Origin of the sequence: Streptosporangium sp. NPDC050855 (assembly GCF_044456585.1) — a bacterium.
GTDB classification, from domain to species: Bacteria; Actinomycetota; Actinomycetes; order Streptosporangiales; family Streptosporangiaceae; genus Streptosporangium; species Streptosporangium longisporum.
The window spans coordinates 105,975-125,471 of record NZ_JBITFY010000004.1 but is presented as its reverse complement, the minus strand read 5'-3'; the positions used below and the strand labels follow the sequence as shown (position 1 = coordinate 125,471).

Here is a 19,497-nt window from a genome sequence, read left to right as displayed (position 1 = left end):
GGTGAGAGGCGACACTCGCTCGTACGCCGCGGCCCGCAGGGAGCGGGCCGCGGACATCGACCGCTGGCTGACGGACCTGGTCCGGACCGCCTGCGGCACACCGTACGGGGCAGGCGGGGGAACGACGAGAAACGACGAGCGCGGCGCCCTCGGCGGGGTCGCGCTCGTCGCGGTCGGGAGCCTGGGGCGGTCCGAGCTCGCCCCCGGCAGCGACCTGGACCTGGTCCTGCTGCACGACGGGCGGGACGACGTGGCGCGCATCGCCGACCGGATCTGGTACCCCATCTGGGACTCCGGGGTGGGCCTGGACCATTCGGTACGGACGGTGGACGAGGCGGCCAAGGTCGCCCGGGAGGATCTCAAGGCCGTCCTCGGGCTGATCCAGGCCCGGCACGTGGCCGGGGACCCGGAGCTGACGCGGTCGGCCCGCGAGATCGTGCTCGCCGAGTGGCGGGCCGACTCCCGGCGCCGCCTGGGCGAGCTGCGCGACGCCTCGGACAAGCGGGCCGAGGCCAGCGGGGAGCTGGCGTTCCTGCTGGAGCCCGACCTGAAGGACTCCCGCGGCGGCCTGCGCGACGTGCAGGCGATGCAGGCGGTCGCGGCCGCCTGGGTCGCCTCGGCCCCGGGGCCGAGGGTCCGCGAGGCGTACGAGATCCTGCTCGACGTCCGGCACGGCCTGCACCTGGTGACCGCGCGCGGCGCCGACCGGCTGGTGCTCCAGGAGCAGGACGCGGTGGCCGGGATGCTCGGACTGCTCGACGCCGAGGCGTTGATGCGCAGGCTCGCCGAGGCGGCCAGGACGATCGGGCACTCCTTCGACGCCACCTGGCGTACCGTCGACCGGTTGCTGGCCGGGCCCACGCCGCGCGGGCGTCGTCCGCTGGCCGACGGGGTCGTCGAGCACGGCGGGGAGGTCGTGCTCGCCCGCGGGGTCAGCCCGCGCAAGGACCCGGTCCTGGTGCTGCGCGCCGCCGCCGCGGCGGCCGAGGCCGGGCTCCCGCTGGCGCCCGCCACGGTCACGGCCCTGGCCACGCAGTCACCGCCGCTGCCCATCCCCTGGCCGGACGAGGCGCGCGACGCGCTGGTGGCGCTGCTGGGCGCGGGGCGCGCGGCCGTGCCGGTCTGGGAGGAACTGGACCAGGCGGGGATGCTGGTCCGCCTGCTGCCCGACTGGGAGCGGGTCCGGCACCGCCCGCAGCGCAACCCGGTGCACCGCTACACCGTCGACCGGCATCTGATCGAGACCGCGGCCGGGGCGGCGTCGTTCACCCGCGAGGTGTCCCGGCCGGACCTGCTGCTCATCTCGGCGCTGCTGCACGACATCGGCAAGGGCTATCCCGGGGACCACTCCACCACCGGTGCCGTGGTCGCCCGTGACATCGGGACCCGGATGGGCCTGTCCTCGGCGGACGTCGAGGTCCTGGAGACCGTGGTCCGCCACCACCTCCTGCTGCCCGAGACCGCGACCCGCCGTGACCTGGACGATCCGGTGACCATCTCCCGGGTGGCCGGGGCGGTCGGCTCGCGCGAGGTCCTCGAACTGCTGGCGGCCCTGGCCGTGGCCGACGGCCACGCCACCGGTCCCGCCGCCTGGAACTCCTGGAAGGCATCCCTGGTCGCCGACCTGGTGCGCCGGGTCCGTTCGGCGCTCGCGGGCACCCCGTTGCGGCCGGCGCCCTCGCTCTCGGTGGAGCAGGCGTCCCTGGCGCGTCACGGTGGCGGCGCCGTGCGGGTCAACGGGGGAGCGGTCACCGTGGTCGCGCCGGACCGTTCCGGGCTGCTCTGGCGTGCCGCCGGGGTGCTGGCCGCGCACCGGATGGTGGTCCGCGCCGCGTCGGCCGCGTCGGCCGGGACGACCGCGGTGATCGAGTTCTCGGTGATCCCCGAGTACGGTTCCCCGCCCGATCCGGCGACGTTGGAGGCCGATCTGAGGCTGGTCCTGGCCGGCAGGCTCGACATCGAGCAGCGCCTGGCCAGGAGGACCAGGTCGATGCGCCCGACCCGGGTGCCGGTGGCGCCGCCCCGGGTGAACCTGGTGGACGACGCGTCGAACACGGCGACCGTCATCGAGGTGCGCGCGCATGACCGTCCGGGGCTTTTGTGGAGGATAGGTAGAGCATTTGGTGAATGTGGCCTTGACGTACGGGCTGCCCGTGTAGAGACTCTCGGCGCAGAGGCGGTTGACGTCTTCTACGTGGTCGACAGAGCCGGTCGCCCGCTGACCGACGAGGTCCAGCGGGCGCAGGTGCGAGATCAGGTGCTGGCCGCCCTGCGATGAGCGGGACGGCCCACTTCTCGTCGCCTTCGTAACGATTAAAGTCGGTATGTCGGTTTTGCTGATTCTTATGCGTGACCTTGTGGTCTCATATTGTCCACTTGTGTCGTGATTGAGGAGTAGCGAGAGCGGTGACGACGGCCACATCCGAGAGCCCCCGGCCCCCGGCGTCCGACGGCGGCAGGCGGCCTGCCGCCCGCTTCGGCCTGAGGAACTGGCGGGTGCGCTCGCGTCTCACGGCCCTGATCCTGGTGCCGACCGCGGTGGGCGTCGTGCTCGCCGGCACACGCGTGGCGGCCTCCGTCGACGGTGTGGCCGGATACCGGCGCACCGCCGTCGCGGCCGAGCACTCGGGAGCCCTGCGCGATCTCGCCCAGGCCCTCGGATCGGAACGTGACAAGGGAGCGTGGGCCTCCTTCCAGCCCTCCACCGCGAGCCTGAAGGAGAGCGCCGACGCGCAGCGCGCGGCCGTGGACGCGCTGGTCGCGAAGGTGCTGCCCGCCGTCGCGACGATCGACGACTCCTACGGGTCCCGGGTCGTCGATGCGGCAAAGGACGTGACCTACCAGCTCAAGGGCCTGGAGGAACTGCGCCGGCTGCCGGGCACGACGCGTTTGGAACGATACAGTTTCATGATCTCCCCGCTGCTCCGGCTCCACGAGGAGCTCACGCTGGTCAGCGACGACGAGGAGATCATCGGTGACACCCGCGCGCTCAGCGCGCTGGCGTACGCCAAGGAGGAGGTCTCCCGGCAGCGCGCCCGCCTGCTGGCCGGGTACTACGCGCCCGCGCTGGTCAACGCGCAGGAGGTCGAGAAGTTCATCGCCTCCCGTTCCCGGATGGAGGAGTACAGGACGGACTTCAGCGTCGAGGCGAGCCCGGCCAACGCCCGGCTCCTGGCCGCCGCGCTGGTCGACGAACGGGTGTACCGGGCCGAGCTGACCAAGGCCAGGGCGATCGTCCTGGCCGGGGATCCCGACCACACCGGGCGGCTGCTCTCGGACTTCGACGAGGTCAGGCAGTGGTTCTCGGACAACTCCACGATCCTGGAGCGGATGCGGAAGGTCGAGACCGAGGTCGCCGCCTCCGTGGTCCTGCGGGCCCGCATGCTGGAGGAGACCGAGCAGCGCAACACGATCATCGCGTCCGCCCTGATCCTGCTGCTGCTCCTGCTGGTCCTCGGCCTGACGGTCGTCATCGCCCGGTCGATGGTGACGCCGCTGCGCCGGCTGCGGGCCGAGGCGCTGGAGGTCGCCGGCTTCAGGCTTCCCGAGGCCGTACGTCACCTGAGGCTCTCCGGTGAGGCGCGCGCGCCCGAGATCGCCCCCATCTCCGTCGGGACCACCGACGAGATCGGCGAGGTCGCCAAGGCGTTCGACGAGGTCCACCGGCAGGCGATCCGGCTGGCCGCGGAGGAGTCCGAGCTCCGCTCCAACATCAACGCGATGTTCGTCAACCTGTCGCGCCGCACGCAGACCCTGGTCGAACGGCAGATCTCGCTCATCGACGGCCTGGAGAAGACCGAGGAGGACGGCGGACGCCTGGCCGACCTGTTCAGGCTCGACCACCTCGCCACCCGGATGCGGCGCAACTCCGAGAACCTCCTGGTCCTCGCCGGTCACGAGCCGGCCCGCAGGCGCACCCGGCCTGCCGAGCTCATCGACGTCGTCCGCGCCTCCCTGTCGGAGGTCGAGGGGTACGAGCGCGTCCAGGTCAGGGTGCACCGGACGATCTCGATCGCGGGCAGCGCGGTCAACGACGTCGTGCACCTGGTCGCCGAGCTGGTGGAGAACGCCATCCAGTTCTCGCCCCGGCAGGGCGGGATCACGGTCTCCAGCAGCATGATCGAGGGGGGCGGCGCGCTGCTCGCGGTCAGTGACCAGGGCATCGGCATGTCGCACGACGAGCTCTTCGAGACGAACCGCCGCCTGGCCGACCCGCCCGTGGTGGACGTGTCGGTGTCGCGCCGGATGGGACTGTTCGTGGTCGGCCGACTGGCGCTGCGGCACGGCATCCGGGTCCAGCTGCGCCCGCAGGAGGGGGGCGGCCTCGTCGCCATGGTGCTGTTCCCCTCGGAGATCGTGATCCAGGAGGTCCGGCCGGTGCGGACCCCCTCCTGGGGCGCGGAGCCGGACGCCTCGTACGACCTCCCGACCCGGACGTCGGCGCAGCCCTTCCCAGGGCACCCCTCGTTCGAGCAGGACCCGTACGGGCGGCCACCGGCCGGGCAGGTGCCTTCGGGGCTCTCCTCGTCCGGGCATCCCTCGTTCGGGCACGATTCGTCCGGGGATTCCCCGTTCGGGCGTCACCCGCTCGGAGGGGATCCGTTCGGGCAGGCGTCACTGCCGGACGCCTCCTCGTTCGGCTCGGTCCCGCTGCCGGCGGAGCACACCCCGCAGGGCTGGGCGGCTCCCGCGGGCCCGGTGAGCGGTCCGCCCCTTCCCGAGCGCCAGATCGACGGCGGGAACGGTCCCGTTCCCGTCCCGTCCGGCCCGGACCTGCTCCCCTACGACGGGAGCGCGGAGGCGATGCCTACGGCGAGGCTCTCCCCGTTCGAGAACGAGCAGGAGGAGTACCTGCCCATCTTCGCCTCGATCGAGTCGGCCTGGTTCCGACGGGCCGACGAGCCGGATGAGCGGGCGGCCGGGGAGGGACCGGGCCGGCCGTCGGAGGGGCCGGGCCCGGAGGGCGGAAGGGACGCGCTCCCCGGTCCGACGGCGAACGGGACGACGGAGAGCGGGCCCGGGGTGAACGGGACGGCGCCGGACGAGGACCGGCACGCGGGGGAAGGGGCCGCCGGGGAGGGCGGCACCCCTTCGGCCGGTACGCCGGATTCCGGGCCGGTCCGGGAGGCGGCCCGGGCGGACGACGACGGGCCGGGCGGCTGGAGCACCCCCGCCGACGCGGGGTGGCGGGCCGCCCAGGCGGCGAGCGACCCCTCGCTCGGCGGGATCACCGCGGCGGGCCTGCCCAAGCGCACCCCCCGGGCGAACCTGGTGCCGGGAGCCGCCGTCGCGCCGTCCTCCCCCGTGCCGTCGCTCTCACCCGAGAGGGTGCGCAGCCGCCTGTCGAGCTTCCAGCAGGGTGTACGGCGGGGCCGTGCCGAAGTGGTCGAGACCGTCACCGGGCGACCGGACGAGAAGGAGGAGGATTCGTGACGCCCCTGAGTCATGAGGCGCGCAGGTTCGACTGGTTGATCACCGAGTTCGTCCGTGGCACGCCCGGCGTCGCGCACGCGGTGTGCGTCTCCGCCGACGGCCTGAGGATCGCGAGCTCGGAGGGGTTCCCCGCGGACCGGGCCGACCAGCTCGCCGCGGTCGCGGCCGGGCTGCTCAGCCTGACCGTGGGAGCCTCCCGGGTGTTCGAGGGAGGCGCCGTCACCCAGACCGTGGTGGAGATGGAGCGCGGCCTGCTGCTGGTGACGGCCATCAGCGACGGTTCCTGCCTCGCCGTGCTGGCCTCGTCCGACTGCGACATGGGCCTGGTGGCGTACCAGATGACGCTGCTCGTCGAGCGGGTGGGCCAGGTGCTCACCCCCGCGCTCCGCGCCGAGCTGCAGTCCTTCCGGGGCCGGTAGTGACCGCGTCCGGCCTGCCGTCGGGAGGGGACCGTGCTCGGAGGTGACACCACCGGGGACGAGGAGCCCCTCTTCCGCCCGTACGCCGTCACCGGTGGCAGGTCCGAACCCCGTTTCGATCTGGCGATCGAGACACTGGTCTCCTCCTCCTTCATCATGGAGGAGGATCTGGCGCTGCTCACGCCGGAGCAGGATGCGATCATCAGACTCTGCCGCTCGTACCGGTCGGTCGCCGAGATCTCGGCGCTGCTGAGGGTCCCGCTCGGCGTGGCCCGCGTACTGGTGGCGGATATGGTCGACGAGGGCTTCGTCCGGATCCACCAGCCGCACCTCGACGAGGGGCGGCCGGATCTCAACATGCTCGAAAGGGTGCTCAGTGGACTTCGCAGGCTCTAACCAGGGTGGCCTGACGTCAACAAAGATCGTTGTCGCGGGCGGGTTCGGTGTCGGCAAGACCACGTTCGTCGGGTCGGTGTCGGAGATCGTGCCGCTGACCACCGAGGCCGTGATGACCGACGCCAGCGCCGGGGTCGACGATCTGGGGCTGACGCCGCACAAGACCACCACCACGGTGGCGATGGACTTCGGCCGACTGTCGCTGGACCGCGACCTGATCCTGTACCTGTTCGGCACGCCCGGCCAGCACCGGTTCTGGTTCATGTGGGACGACCTGGTGCGCGGCGCGATCGGCGCGGTGGTCCTGATCGACACCCGGCGGCTGGCCGACGGCTTCCCGGCGATCGACTACTTCGAGGAGGCCAGGCTCCCCTTCGTCGTGGGCATCAACGGCTGGAACGGGGAGTTCCCCCACGACGAGGACGAGGTGCGCGAGGCGCTGACGCTGGCCCCGCACGTCCCGGTCGTGCGGACCGACGCGCGCTCCCGCGAGTCCGTCAAGGGCACCCTGATCACCCTGGTCGAGCACGTCCTGCGGGTCCGCACGGCGTACGGCACGTCGGTGTAGGAGGTCCCGGAACCGGACGTGACGCCGGGGCCGGGACGGGGACGGGCCTTCCGGGGAGGGGGCCGTCGGCCGGGTGCCGATGGCGTGGTCCGGTGGCGGGTCCGAGGGCGGGTCCGGTGACGGGACGGGGCGCGGAGCGCGTTCCGTGACCTCGGCCGGTGCTTTCCCGCCGTTCCCGTGAACGCCCTCGGCGTGGAGGCCGGGATCGCGAGCCGGGAACTCGTCGTCGCGGATCTCCGGTGAGGAATCGGCTCGTCCCGCCCGCTCTTTTCGGGCGGTGGGTGACCGGCGACGGGTGTAAGCGTCGAGGTGACGCCGGGGCTTTCCTGCGCCGCCCGCCGGGGACGTACCGCCGATGACGCCCTTGTTCCCGGTCCGGCCCGCGCGGGCGGCGATCCTTTCCCCGCGTGACGCGGGTCCGTTCCTCCCGGCGGTGCCGCCGGGGGCGGTCCCGGTCTCCTCGGGGGCGTGACCTCGTGGGCCGGGTGCGGTGGGTGGCGCCCGACCAGGGCGGACGCCGCCGGTCACCGCGGGGGAATGGCGGGAACCGCGCCATTGTGATCGCCGAAGAGGAGTGCGCCGATGGTGTTCCTGTGACGATCGGGAAAGGAGGGAAAGAGGTTCCCGGTCCGAAAACACCTCATCGGAGAATTGGGTCAACCGGAATTAGTACTTCCGGTGTGGGTGGGCCTATCGGCTGAAGTATGCATTTCAAGAAAAATGCGTGTTTGTTGGCTCGTGTTCGCTTGGCCTCACAGGTTGATATGTGCTCGAATTGCCGGAATCAGGGAATTCGGCCAGGAGGTTCATCCACCGAGAGGCAGCGTTCGGTGAGCGGATACACGATCCATGCGGTGGGCGAGAGCCTGCGCATGCGGAACTGGCGGGTGCGACGGCGGCTCGTCGCGCTCATCCTCGTGCCCACGATCGCCGCCGCGCTGCTCGGTGCCGCCTGGGTGATCTCCTCGATGCGCGCCGCCGACGACTACCGGCGCGTCAACGACCTGGCCCGGTTCTGCGGCCATATCGGCACCCTCACCCATGAACTGGCCGAGGAACGCGGCAGCACCGCGTGGTTCGTCGCCCTCGACCGCCCGGCGAGCGGCCTGGAGGACGTACGGGCGCAGATGGATCTGGTCGACGGCGCGGCCGAACGCGTCCGCGACAGCGGCGTCCTGCTCGCGGAGGAGGTCAGCGGCCGTACCCGCGCCGAGATCGAGACCGTGATCACCCGCCTGGACGGCCTGCGCACGCTGCGCGACCAGACTCTGCGGGCTCCCATGCGGTCCGACGCGGTCATCACCGCCTACACCGCGGTCATCACCGACCTGCTCTCGGTGTACGGCGAGCTCGGCAAGGGCAGCGCCGACGACGTCCTGTTCGGGCAGGCGCTGACCCTGAACGCGCTCGCCCGCGCCAAGGAGGCCCTGTCGTTCCAGCGGGCGCTGCTGACCGTGGTGCTCGTGGCCGGCCGGTTCGAGCAGGATCGGCTGGAACGGTTCCTCGGCGCCGTCTCCGCCGAGCGCAACGAGCGCGCGGCCTTCGCCGCCGAGGCCACCGCACGCGAGCGTCGCCTCTTCGACGAGACCGTCGACGGCCCCGTCGCCGACCGGGCCGAGCGCCTGCGCGGGCTGGTCCGGCTCCGCGCGGCCTCGGGGGCCACCCTGAGAGGGCTGGACCCCGCGGAGAAGGACGACGCCAAGGGGTGGTACGACGCGGCCGGCGCCGTCGTCGACACCATGCGCGAGGTGGAGAAACGGCACGCCCAGGAGATCGTGGCGCGCAGCCGGTACCTCGGTGAGGCCGAGCGGAGCCACGCGCTGCTGGTGGCCGGGTCCGTCGCGGCCCTGCTGGCCCTCGTGCTGGCCATCACCGTCGGCGTGGTGCGCTCCCTGGTCGGGCCGCTGCGGCGGCTGCGCAGGGAGGCGCTGGAGGTCGCGGGGGAGCGGCTGCCCGCGTACGTGCAGAAGGTCCGCGAGTCGCGCGACGGCGAGGTCGCCGCGGACGTGTCGCCGATCGGCGTGCCGGGCCGTGACGAGATCGGCGAGGTCGCCCGGGCGTTCGACGAGGTCCACCGGCAGGCCGTGCGGCTGGCGGGGGACGAGGCCAGGCTGCGCCACACCGTGAACGCGATGTTCGTCAACCTCTCCCGGCGGAGCCAGACACTGGTGGAGCGGCAGCTCAGCCTGGTCGAGCGGCTGGAACGCGGCGAGCGCGACGACCAGCGGCTGGCCGACCTGTTCAGGCTCGACCACCTCGCCACCCGGATGCGCCGCAACAGCGAGAACCTGCTCGTCCTCGCCGGGCAGGAGGTGGCGCGGCGCTGGCGGAGGCCGGTCGAGCTCATGGACGTGATCAGGGCCGCGCTGTCGGAGGTCGAGGGCTACGACAGGGTGACGAACCTGGTCCGGACGGAGGTGGCCGTGGCGGGCCCCGCGGTGAGCGACGTGGTCCACCTCCTGGCCGAGCTGGTCGAGAACGCCGTCTCGTTCTCGCAGGCCGGCACCCGCGTCACGGTCTCCAGCACCAGGATCGGCGGGGACGGCGGCGTGATGGTCTCCGTGACCGACCAGGGCATCGGCATGACCCCGGAGGAGATCGCGCGGTTCAACCACCGCCTGGCCGGTCCGCAGACCGCCGACGCCTCGGTGGCCCGGCACATGGGCCTGTTCGTGGTCGGCCGCCTCGCCTCCAGGCACGGCATCCGCGTCCAGCTGCGTCCCCAGGGCTCCGGCCTGACCGCGATGGTCATGCTCCCGGAGTCGCTGCTCGTCCAGCCACCCGCCACGGCCCTGCCGGACGACCCCGCGCGGCCCCCGGTGGCCCTGCCTGCGGGGGTGACCGCCCTCCCGGCGGGGGACGGCCCGGGCGACGCCGGGCCCTTTCCGGGGTATCCCGCGGATGTGGCCGGAGTGTTCCCGGGCCGGCCGGTGGACGCGGCCGGGCCGTTCCCCGGGGACCCGGCGGGGGTGGGCGGGCCGTCGTTCCCGTACGGTCCGGGCTCGCCGCTCCCCGCGCCGGTGACCTCCGCCGGCCCCGGCGTACGGACGCCGCCGATGCCCCCGTGGGGCGGGGCCGCCGAGTCTGCCGGGCCGAGCGTGTGGAGCCCGCCGGTGGAGCGGTTCCGCCCGTCCGGCGGACCCGGGGAGCCGCCGGACCCGTTCGCGCCCCTCGCCGACCCGTTCGGTGCTCTCCCGGGCCTGTACGACCCCGCCGATGGACCGGACTCGGTGGACACCGGGCCGTTGCCCAGGGTGCGGGTCCCACCGGCGGAGGACGACTTCCTTCCGATCTTCGCGGCGGTCGAGTCGGGCTGGTTCCGGGTCGCTCCGCCCGCCGGGGATCACGCGGCCGGCCCGCCGTCCGAGCCGGGTGCCGGGACGCCGTCCCGTCCGGGCACAGGGCCGTCGCCGCGTCCGGGTGCCGCTCCGGACGGGCCCCGCGCCGAGCCCCGGCCCTGGTCCTCACCGGGTGACGGCGGCTGGCGGGCGGCCCGGGTGGCGAACGCTCCCGTGCGGGACGGTACGACCGCGGCCGGCCTGCCCCGGCGCACTCCCGGGGCCAACCTGGTGCCGGGTTCGGTGCCACAGCCCGCACAGCCCGCACAGCCCGCACATCCTGGGCCCGGGGCCCGGCCGGCGCAGCCGCGGGAGCGGGACGCGGCCCCGGTCGCGGCCGAGCGGATGCGCGAGCGGATGTCGGGCTTCCAGCGGGGCGTGCGCAGGGCCCGCGACGAGCTCACGAACCGGGAGGAGTGACCGTGTGGGGCGACGTCCACGGGACCGGGCAGCGTTCCCCCTCCGGCCTCGGTCCCGCGTACGGGGAGCCGGTCGAGGAGGAGAGCTCGCTGGTCCGGCTGTACGCGGTGACCGGCGGGCGCACCGTTCCCAGTGCCACGCTCGCCATGGAGGCGCTGGTCTCGACCTCGGCCGGGGTCCGGCTCGGCCTGTCCTACGCGCGGGAGTACCGCCTGATCGGCGACCTGTGCCGGCGCATCCGCTCGGTGGCGGAGATCTCCGCGCTGCTGGGCGTCCCGCTGGGCGTCACCCGCGTCCTGGTCTCCGACATGGAGGCCGAGGGCCTGGTACGGGTCCATCGTCCCCGGCTCGACGCGGCCGGGCCCGGTCCCGACCTGCTGGAACGCGTCCTCAACGGCCTGGACCGCCTGTGACGGGCGCGCGGGCCACCGGCGCCGCGCACCGGGCCGCCCACCGGCCGCCCACCGGCCGCCCACCGGCACCGAGCCGCGCGCCATACCGCCCGCCGGCGCCGAGCCGCGCGTTGCCGCCGAGCCGAGCGCCGGCGCCGAGGCGGGCGTCAGCCCTGGGCCAGCCACCAGCGGGCCGCGACGAGCTCGGCCACCAGCGTCTCGGTCAGCAGCGCGACGTCGGGCTCGTCGTCGTGCCGGTAGCGGACACGGTCCGCGACGCCGGGCACCTCGCCGCCGACGGCCAGGACGGTGGAGCCGCGCTGCCGGATCCAGTCCATGGCCTGCTCGTCGTAGCGGGAACCGGGGTACAGGACGGCGCGGTAGTCGAGGGTCTTGGTGAGGTAGACGTCCACGTGGGCCCAGTCGCCGGTCTCGCACGCGTCGGCCGGCCTGCGCGGGCCCTCCCGGAACATCAGGGCCGACTGCTCGGCCGAGGACAGGCGTTCGGCCGGGGCGATCGTGTAGACGCCGTGCGGGCCGTCGAGCAGGGCCGCCGCGGGTGCCAGCCACTCGTCACGCCGGTCGAGCAGGTCCGCGGTGGCCTCGGCGGTACGCAGCAGCAGGCCGGGCACGTCCCGGCCGGAGGCGACGAGACCGCCGGGAGCGGCCGGATCACCGGGAGCGACGGGGTCAGCGGGAACGGCCGGATCGCCGGAGGGGCCGAGGTCCGCGGGGGAGAGGCGGTCGGCGAGCGCCAGCAGCAGGGCCAGGGTGTGCTGGAACGTCCGGCAGGACACGCCCCCGCGCTCCTCGCCCGCGAGCATCGGCACCACCAGGTCGGCGCCCTCGGTGACGGGTGAGTCCGGGGCGTTGGTCAGCGCGAGCACGAAGGACCGTCCCCGGTGGCGGGCGACCGCGTCCAGGGTCTCCCTGCTGCCGCCGGTGGCGGAGATCGCGACCACCAGCGTCCCGGGGTCGGGCGGGTAGGAGGCGGCGGCGGAGGCGTACTCGGCCACCGCGTCCACCCCGGCCGATCGCAGGCGCAGCGCGGCCACCCGGGCGGCGTAGCGGGAACTGCCCATGCCCAGCAGGAGCACCCGCCGGATCCGCGCGGGGATCGCCGAGAACGGGTCCGCGGCCGCGAGGGCGTCCGCCAGCCCGGCCAGCGCGGCGGGCTTGGCCTCCAGGTCGGCGAGGTAGAGGTCGGGGATCACGTGCTCTCCTTCGGCGGGGACGGGTCCCCCGGTGTCGGGGACGGGGACGGGGACGCGGGTCTCGGGGACGAGGACGCGGGCGGGGCCCCCGGGGACCCCGGAGACGCCGAGGGCGCGGGTCGCGGGGGAACGGCGCCGGTCACGGGTATCGGGAGCGCAGCACGCCCATCGGGGCGTAGCGCCAGCGGGGCAGGTGCCGGGCGGCGTAGACCAGCTCGCGGCACTCCTGCTCGATCTCGAACGCGCCGAGCAGGGAACGGTCCAGCAGGGCGGCGTGGCCCAGGGCGGTCAGGCGCTCCAGGTAGGCCGCCTGGAGGGCGGCGCGGGCCGTGGCGGCCCATTCGGCGATCATCGGCGCGGGGGCGTCGCGGCGCCGGACCGCGACCTGGCCGACGTGCTCCAGGCTGGTGGTGAGCTGGGCCAGGTCGCGGGCGGCGGGCTGGAAGGGGTCGGCGCCGGTGACGGTCGGGTTCCCGTCGAAGTCGATCACTGCGTACCCGTCCCGCCAGCGGAGCACCTGGCCGACGTGCAGGTCGCCGTGGATGCGGATCAGCGGGGTGCCGGCGGGCGTGCCCCCGGCGGTCCCACCGGCGGCGGCGGCGGGGGCGGCCAGCGGGGCCAGGCCGGCGCGGAGCGCATCGGCGCGAGCCGCCAGCCAGTCGCCGTCCTCGCCGCCGGTCAGGGCCAGGGCCTCCCGCAGCGCCTCGTCCGCCCGGAGCCACCAGGGCCCCTTCCCCGGGGCGGGCACGGGCGCGGCGTGCCGTACCGGGTCGGGGAAGGTCGGCGAGGGGGTCGCCAGGGCCGCGTGCAGGTCGGCCGCGAGGGCGCCCAGGCCGGCGGCGAAGCCGGTACGCCCGGCGGCGGCCTCGTCCACGCACCACTCCCAGCCGTCCCTGGCCTCGGGCAGGTAGGCGGTGACCAGGGCGACCAGCGACTCGGTGCCGTCGGCGCCGCGGCGCGACACGGACGCGTACGGCGTGGCGGTCGCGGTGAAACCGGCCGACGTCAGGTGCGCGAACACGTCCGGGGCGGGCTGGGGGAACGGCGCGGGCGGGGTGAGCCACTTGACCACCACCCGCTCGCCGACGACCACGGAGCGGTTGGTCTGATCGACGTCGAAGCCCCGCTCGGCCGTTCCGGAGGGCCCGGCGGCCGATGACGATTGAGTGTCGATTGAAAGACGTCCGGCGATCTCGCCGGGGAGGGGCCGGAAGTGCCGTACCGCGAAGGGAGTGGTGTCCTCGCAGGTCAGAGCGGTGAGGAGGGCGGCGGTCCGCCCGTCGCCGGCCTCGGGAACCGTGTCCAGCCTGTCCCAGATTGAACATGGATTTAACAAACGGATCAAACTTTCCAGGGGTGATGTCGGGGGCAGTCTTGCTCAAGTTAATGTTGACTGCAACACTCCTGCTTTGGTCTGCCGTGTCCCCTACGGCCGGTCTACCCCAATTACACTGAATTCTTAAGGAGTAGCGGCCGTGCCCCGCACTCACATCCGTCGTCTTCCGGCCGCCGCCCTGGCCGCCGGCCTCGCGCTCGCGATCTCGGCCTGTGGCGGGGAACCCGCCGACACCGCGGCGGCCCCGGCCGCCGGTGCCTCGTCGGCGCAGCTCGACCCCAACGCCGACCTGTCCAAGCAGAGCGTCACCATCACCGTCTGGGACGGGTACACCCCCAAGGAACTGGCGAGCGAGGTCAAGAGCAAGCTCAAGACCGACCTCAAGGTGACGCTCCACGACACCAACGAAGCGGCCATGGCGAAGCTGACCAGCGGGGCCGACACCGGCCTCGACGTGGCCTTCGTCTCCGGCCAGTACGCCCAGGCCCTCAACGAGGCCGGCCTGCTGGAGCCGCTGCACCCCGAGCTGATCCCGAACCTCGCGAACCTCTACCCCGAGGCCAAGGAACTCTCCTACGACAAGGGCAACGTCTTCTCGGTCCCCTACACCTGGGGCACCACCGGCATCTGCTACCGGTCCGACCTGATGAAGACCGCCCCGACGAGCTGGAAGCAGCTCCTCGACCCGCCGGCCGAGGCGCTCAAGAAGGTCACCATGATGACCACCGAGCGCTGGCTGGCCCTGCCCGCCATCAAGGCCCTGGGCTACTCGGTCAACACCCGCAGCGACGAGGAGATCGCCAAGGTCAAGGCCGAGCTGCTCAAGGCCAAGCCGAAGCTGCTGGGCTACGACGACACGACCTTCGGCGACAAGCTCAAGAGCGGCGAGGCCGTGATGGTCGAGGCGTGGGACGGCTGGTGCCCGACCACCGAGAAGAACATCAAGTTCGTGGTGCCCCAGGAGGGCAGCGACCTGTGGGTGGACACCATGGTCGTGCTGAAGTCCTCCAAGAACAAGGAGGCGGCGCACGCCTTCATCAACTACATCCTGGACCCGAAGGTGCACGGCTGGGCCGCGGAGAACATCCTCTACAAGGTCCCGAACAAGGCCGCCATGGACGCCATGGACGCCAAGCTCAAGGCCGACAACGCCCCGCTCCAGATGACCCCGTCCGACCTGCTCAAGGGTGAGTCGATCATCGACCTGGGCGAGGACTCGGTGAAGTTCACCAGGCTCGCGACCGAGGTCGCGACCAAGCAGTGACACGTTCCACCGTTTCCGGCGCGTCCGTGAGGTCACGGACGCGCCGGTCGCGCGCCCTGGGCAGGCTCGTCTTCCTGGGGCCGGGCCTGACGTACCTGATCGTCCTGCTGCTGGTCCCGCTGGCGCTGCTGATCACCTTCACGCTGTTCCGCAGGGGCCGTTTCGGCGGGATCGTCTACGAGGTGACCGGGGAGAACTTCACCCGGCTGGTGGACCCGCTCTACCTGGAGGTGCTGGTCGGCTCGCTGAAGCTGGCCGGTGCCGCCACGCTGATCACCCTGCTGGTCGGCTACCCGACGGCCTACCTGATCGCCCGGTTGCCGGGCAGGTGGAAGACGGTCGCGCTGGTCGCGATCGTGCTGCCGTTCTGGACGAACTTCCTGATCCGCATCTATGCCTGGATCGTCCTGCTGAGCGGCCCCGGGCTGGTCAACAGCGCGCTGCTGGACCTGGGGCTGATCGACCGGCCGCTGGAGCTGCTCTACAACCGGGGCACCATCGTCGCCGGACTGGTCTACTCCTACCTGCCGCTGATGGTGCTGCCGCTGTACGCGGCGATCGAGCGGCTGGACCCGCAGCTGCGGGAGGCCTCGGCCAACCTCGGCGCCTCGCCGGCGCGCACGTTCGCGTCGGTGACGCTGCCGCTGACCCTGCCGGGAGTGTTCACCGGCTGCCTGTTCGTGTTCGTGCCGAGCTTCGGCAACTTCATCATCCCCGAGCTGCTCGGCGGCGGCCGTTCCATCATGGTCGGCAACCTGATCAGGGACCAGTTCCTCAAGGCGCGCGACTGGCCGTTCGGGTCCACCCTCGTGCTGGCGCTGCTGGCCGTGCTGGTCGTCCTGCTGCTGCTGCAGGCCTGGAGTGCCCGACGTGCGTAGATCCCGACTGCTGTACGTGCCCTTCTGGCTCTCGTACCTCTTCCTCTACACCCCGATCGTCGTGCTGGTGGCGATGTCGTTCAACGCCGGGGAGTCCCCCTACGTCTACGAGGGGTTCAGCCTCGACTGGTACGGCGTACTCGCCCAGGACGAGAGGATCCGCGAGGGCCTGGTCAACACGCTGATCGTGGCCGCGGGTTCCACCGCGCTGGCCACGGTGCTGGGCACCCTGCTCGCCGTGGGCCTGGCCCGCCACACCCGCTCCCGGACGCTGGACGCGCTCAGCGTGCTGCCCGCGGTCCTGCCGGACCTGGTGCTCGGCATCGGCCTGCTGGTCTTCTACGCCACGATCCGCTCGACCCTGGGCCTGCACTCGGTGCTGCTGGCGCACACCGTGTTCGGCATGGCGTTCGTCACCGCGGTGGTCCGCACCCGGCTCACCCACGCCGACACCTCCCTGGAGGAGGCGTCCAGGGACCTGGGCGCGACCCCGCTGACCACGTTCACCCGCGTCACGCTGCCGCAGCTCGCGCCGGGCATCCTGGCCGGGGCGCTGCTGGCGTTCACGCTGTCCATCGACGAGTTCGTCATCGCGTTCTTCACGGCGGCCCCCACCACGCCGACCCTGCCCATCGTCATCTACTCAATGGTCCGCTTCGGGGTCACCCCTGAGATCAACGCGCTGGCCACGCTGCTGCTGCTCGTGAGCTTCACCGTGGTGATCGTGGCCCAGCGGATGACCCGACTGACGGAGTCCCTGTCCTGATGCTGAAGATCACGGGTGTCAGCCGCCGCTTCGGCGACGTCACGGCGCTGTCGGACGTCTCCCTGGAGATCCGGCAGGGCGAGTTCTTCGCGCTGCTCGGCCCCAGCGGGTGCGGCAAGACGACGCTCCTGCGGATCCTGGCGGGCTTCGAGTCGCCCGACGAGGGCACCGTCACGCTCGACGGCGAGGACCTGCTCGCCAGGCCGGCCCACCGCCGCCCGGTCAACCTGATGTTCCAGTCGTACGCGCTCTTCCCGCACATGACCGTGGCCAAGAACGTGGCCTACGGCCTGGAGCGGGAACGGCTGGACCGCTCCGAGGTGCGCCGCAGGGTCGGCGAGGTGCTGGAGAAGGTCGGCCTGGACGCGATGGCCTCCCGCAGGCCGCAGCAGCTGTCCGGCGGTCAGCGGCAGCGGGTCGCGCTGGCCCGCGCGATCGTCAAACGCCCGCGCCTGCTGCTGCTGGACGAGCCGCTGTCCGCGCTGGACAAGAAGGTGCGCGCGGAGATGCAGCTGGAGCTCAAGCGGCTGCAGCACGAGGTCGGCATCACCTTCGTCGTGGTCACCCACGACCAGGAGGAGGCCATGTCGCTGGCCGACCGGATCGCGGTCTTCGACACCGGCCGCGTCGAGCAGGTGGACGCCCCGGTCGAGCTGTACGAGCGCCCGCGCACCCCGTTCGTCGCGGGTTTCGTCGGCGCCAACAACCTCTTCGCCGGCCGGGCCTGCTCGGTCGGCCTGGCCGCGGACGGGCTCGGCATCCTTCCCGGCAGGTCCATGCTGCCCGACGGCACGCCCGCGCTGCTCGCGGTGCGGCCCGAGCGGCTGCGGCTGGGCGCCGACGGGGTGCTGCGCGGCGAGGTCGTCGACGTGAGCTTCTACGGCGGCGTCTCGCACGTGTCGGTCCTGGTGGCCGGGCGCCCGGCGCCGGTGCTTGCGGCCGTGCAGGGGGCCACGCGGGTCCAGGCCGGCTCGCCGGTGGCGCTGGGCTGGACGGACGAGGACGGGGTGCTGATCCCTCAATGAGACGACTTGAGCGGGTGACCCGTCGCGGTCCTGGCGTAGTCGAGGATGAGGTCCGCCGCCTCCTGCGGGCCGATCACCGGGTGGCGGGCCGTTATGCGGTAGCCGTACGCATCCTCGAGCGCGACCAGGTTGCGGGCGACGGTCAGGCAGTCACCGGACAGGGTGAAGGTGCCCAGGGCGGTGCCGGTGTCCAGGATGCTCTGGTAGAGCGAGACCTGGCGGTCGTAGAGGGTGGTCAGCAGGAGCGCGTACATCCTGTTGCGGGACGCGGCCCCGCCGAGCTCGTTGAGCAGCCGCACGTCCGGGTCGTCCGGGCCGTGCGGCAGCCCGGAGCGGACGGTGACCACCAGCTTCTCCGCGGGGTCGCGCATGCCCGCGATCCGCTTGAGCCTCTGCTCGTAGAAGCGCTCCATCCCGGCGTGGTGGGCGTCGACCAGCAGCTCGCCGAGGCGGGGGTAGTGGTAGAGGACGGCGCCGGAGGTGAGCCCGGCCTCCTCGGCGACATGGTTGAGGTGCACGCCCTCGGTGCCGTACCTGATGATCGCGCGGTGCGCGGCCGCGATGAGATCCAGGCGCCGGTCCGCCCTTCCCTTGCGCGTCATGCTCCCCCGCTCGTCGAAGGCCACCCGTTGAGGACGGCGTTCTGTACCGGGGTCCATAGTGACCCTTTTCCGGGGTTTTTACCAGCCGGGAATTCAACCGTTTTTCAAAAGCCACAACCCCCTAGACGCAAGGAGGCGTGATGTCTCTCACGATCCTGTTCATGCCGGAGAGTGCCTACGGGCCGACGAACAACTGCATCGGCATCGGTGACATTCTTCGTAAGCGCGGTCACCGTGTCGTCTTCGCAGCTGAGGCCTCGTGGAAGGGGAAATTGGAGGCCCTCGGATTCGAGGAGGATCTGGTCGATCTCGCGCCTCCGTCGGATGAGGAGCAGGACGCCGGGCAGTTCTGGAAGGACTTCATCAGGGACACCGCCCCGGAATACCGCAAGTCCACGCTGGAGCAGTTGGAGACGGTCACCAAGCCGATCTGGGACGCCCTTATCGACGGCGCCAGGTACAGCGAGCCTCAGTTGAAGGAGATCATCGACCGCGTCCGGCCGGACGTCATCGTCGAGGACAACGTCATCACCTTCCCGGCGCTGCTGACGGCCGGGAAGCCGTTCGTCCGCATCGTCTCGTGCAACCCGCTGGAGGTGCGCGGCGAGGGCGTGGCCCCGGTCTTCTCCGGGCTGCCCGCCGGGGACCGCTCGCAGTGGGCGGCCTTCGAGGCCGAGTACGACCGCACCCACCGCGAGATCTGGACCGCCTTCAACGAGTGGGTCGTCGCCCAGGGCGCCCCGCCCCTGCCCGACCTGGACTTCATCCACGAGGGCGACCTGAACCTGTACGTCTTCCCGGAGATCGCCGACTACACCGACGCCCGCCCGCTGGGCCCCACCTGGCACCGGCTGGACTCCTCGGTGCGCGAGACCGAGGGGACGTTCGAGATCCCGGAGCCGCTCGCCTCGCGCGAGGGCGCGCTCGTCTACTTCTCGCTGGGCTCGCTCGGCTCGGCGGACGTCTCGCTCATGCAGCGGGTGATCGACGTGCTGGCGACCACCCCGTACCGCTTCATCGTCTCCAAGGGCCCGCTGCACGAGGAGATCAAGCTGGCCGAGAACATGTGGGGGGCCGAGTTCGTCCCGCAGACCGCGATCCTCCCGCAGGTGGACCTGGTCATCACGCACGGCGGCAACAACACCGTCACCGAGGCGCTGCACTTCGGCAAGCCGATGATCCTGCTGCCGCTCTTCTGGGACCAGTACGACAACGCGCAGCGCATGCACGAGCTCGGCTACGGCGTGCGGCTGTCCACCTACGCCTTCACCGACGAGGAGCTCACCGGAGCGCTGGACCGCCTCCTGGGCGACACCGCGCTGCGCGAGCGGCTCGCCGCCGCGGGCGCCGAGATCCGCGGGCGGGACGGCCTGCGCAGGGCCGCCGACCTGATCGAGCGGGCCGGAGCCTGACGGCTTCCCGCACCACCACGACGGGAGAAGTCCC

15 protein-coding genes are annotated in these 19,497 nt (G+C 72.5%); 12 read left to right on the top strand and 3 right to left on the bottom strand.

The window, feature by feature from the left end; translation table 11 throughout:
* Position 1 precedes the first annotated feature (1 nt).
* The 7 genes from ACIBCT_RS11320 to ACIBCT_RS11290 all read left to right on the top strand — a co-directional run bounded on the left by ACIBCT_RS11320 (position 2) and on the right by ACIBCT_RS11290 (position 10,987).
* On the top strand, positions 2-2,278 hold the full coding sequence (locus ACIBCT_RS11320; RefSeq protein ID WP_399187317.1) for a [protein-PII] uridylyltransferase: 2,277 nt from the start codon (positions 2-4) through the stop codon (positions 2,276-2,278).
* 128 nt (positions 2,279-2,406) lie between these two features.
* Complete coding sequence (locus tag ACIBCT_RS11315; RefSeq protein WP_399187316.1) at positions 2,407-5,433, top strand: nitrate- and nitrite sensing domain-containing protein; 3,027 nt, start codon at positions 2,407-2,409, stop codon at positions 5,431-5,433.
* Positions 5,430-5,852 (top strand): roadblock/LC7 domain-containing protein, encoded by a 423-nt coding sequence (locus ACIBCT_RS11310; RefSeq protein WP_399187314.1) that lies wholly within the window; start codon positions 5,430-5,432, stop codon positions 5,850-5,852. The genes ACIBCT_RS11315 and ACIBCT_RS11310 overlap by 4 nt, the downstream gene beginning before the upstream one ends.
* Before the next feature lie 33 nt (positions 5,853-5,885).
* Positions 5,886-6,248: a DUF742 domain-containing protein gene (locus tag ACIBCT_RS11305; protein ID WP_399187312.1), complete on the top strand. Its 363-nt coding sequence runs from the start codon at positions 5,886-5,888 to the stop codon at positions 6,246-6,248.
* Positions 6,229-6,816 (top strand): GTP-binding protein, encoded by a 588-nt coding sequence (locus tag ACIBCT_RS11300; protein WP_399187310.1) that lies wholly within the window; start codon positions 6,229-6,231, stop codon positions 6,814-6,816. The genes ACIBCT_RS11305 and ACIBCT_RS11300 overlap by 20 nt, the downstream gene beginning before the upstream one ends.
* An 830-nt stretch (positions 6,817-7,646) precedes the next feature.
* A complete protein-coding gene (locus ACIBCT_RS11295) occupies positions 7,647-10,574 on the top strand; it encodes a nitrate- and nitrite sensing domain-containing protein (protein WP_399187308.1) in 2,928 nt (975 codons plus the stop codon).
* Positions 10,575-10,576: 2 nt separating this feature from the next.
* Positions 10,577-10,987: a DUF742 domain-containing protein gene (locus ACIBCT_RS11290; protein ID WP_399187306.1), complete on the top strand. Its 411-nt coding sequence runs from the start codon at positions 10,577-10,579 to the stop codon at positions 10,985-10,987.
* Positions 10,988-11,133: 146 nt separating this feature from the next.
* Here the strand turns inward: ACIBCT_RS11290 and ACIBCT_RS11285 are convergent, their stop codons facing one another.
* Complete coding sequence (locus ACIBCT_RS11285; RefSeq protein WP_399187304.1) at positions 11,134-12,180, bottom strand: SIS domain-containing protein; 1,047 nt, start codon at positions 12,178-12,180, stop codon at positions 11,134-11,136.
* 139 nt (positions 12,181-12,319) lie between these two features.
* The gene (locus tag ACIBCT_RS11280) at positions 12,320-13,525 is read right to left on the bottom strand and encodes a hypothetical protein (RefSeq protein ID WP_399187302.1); all 1,206 of its coding nucleotides are present in this window, start codon (positions 13,523-13,525) and stop codon (positions 12,320-12,322) included.
* A 130-nt stretch (positions 13,526-13,655) separates the two neighbouring features.
* Here ACIBCT_RS11280 and ACIBCT_RS11275 point away from each other — a divergent pair, with 130 nt between their 5' ends.
* Genes ACIBCT_RS11275 through ACIBCT_RS11260 form a run of 4 tightly spaced genes read left to right on the top strand, consistent with a single transcriptional unit; the run spans position 13,656 to position 17,449 of the window.
* A complete protein-coding gene (locus ACIBCT_RS11275; protein ID WP_399187300.1) occupies positions 13,656-14,780 on the top strand; it encodes a spermidine/putrescine ABC transporter substrate-binding protein in 1,125 nt (374 codons plus the stop codon).
* Positions 14,781-14,806: 26 nt separating this feature from the next.
* Entirely contained in the window at positions 14,807-15,658 is an 852-nt protein-coding gene (locus ACIBCT_RS11270) for an ABC transporter permease (protein WP_399187298.1), read from the top strand.
* A complete protein-coding gene (locus tag ACIBCT_RS11265; RefSeq protein WP_399187296.1) occupies positions 15,651-16,424 on the top strand; it encodes an ABC transporter permease in 774 nt (257 codons plus the stop codon). The genes ACIBCT_RS11270 and ACIBCT_RS11265 overlap by 8 nt, the downstream gene beginning before the upstream one ends.
* Positions 16,424-17,449, top strand: a complete 1,026-nt coding sequence (locus ACIBCT_RS11260) for an ABC transporter ATP-binding protein (protein WP_399187294.1) — start codon at positions 16,424-16,426, stop codon at positions 17,447-17,449. Before ACIBCT_RS11265 ends, ACIBCT_RS11260 begins: the two co-directional genes overlap by 1 nt.
* On the opposite strand, the gene ACIBCT_RS11255 is transcribed toward ACIBCT_RS11260, so the two are convergent.
* Positions 17,443-18,051 carry a TetR/AcrR family transcriptional regulator gene (locus ACIBCT_RS11255; RefSeq protein ID WP_399187292.1) on the bottom strand — a complete coding sequence of 203 codons (609 nt, stop codon included), beginning with the start codon at positions 18,049-18,051 and terminating at the stop codon, positions 17,443-17,445. The two genes, ACIBCT_RS11260 and ACIBCT_RS11255, sit on opposite strands and share 7 nt — an antisense overlap.
* Positions 18,052-18,191: 140 nt before the next feature.
* Between ACIBCT_RS11255 and ACIBCT_RS11250 the strand changes: the two genes are divergently transcribed.
* Positions 18,192-19,463: a glycosyltransferase gene (locus ACIBCT_RS11250; protein WP_399187289.1), complete on the top strand. Its 1,272-nt coding sequence runs from the start codon at positions 18,192-18,194 to the stop codon at positions 19,461-19,463.
* Positions 19,464-19,497: the final 34 nt, after the last annotated feature.

Excerpts from the sequence above, each read along its gene's own strand:
- ACIBCT_RS11260 (WP_399187294.1), top strand. The coding sequence starts at position 16,424 with ATGCTGAAGATCACGGGTGTCAGCCGCCGCTTCGGCGACGTCACGGCG.
- ACIBCT_RS11250 (WP_399187289.1), top strand. The coding sequence starts at position 18,192 with ATGTCTCTCACGATCCTGTTCATGCCGGAGAGTGCCTACGGGCCGACG.
- ACIBCT_RS11255 (WP_399187292.1), bottom strand. The coding sequence starts at position 18,051 with ATGACGCGCAAGGGAAGGGCGGACCGGCGCCTGGATCTCATCGCGGCC.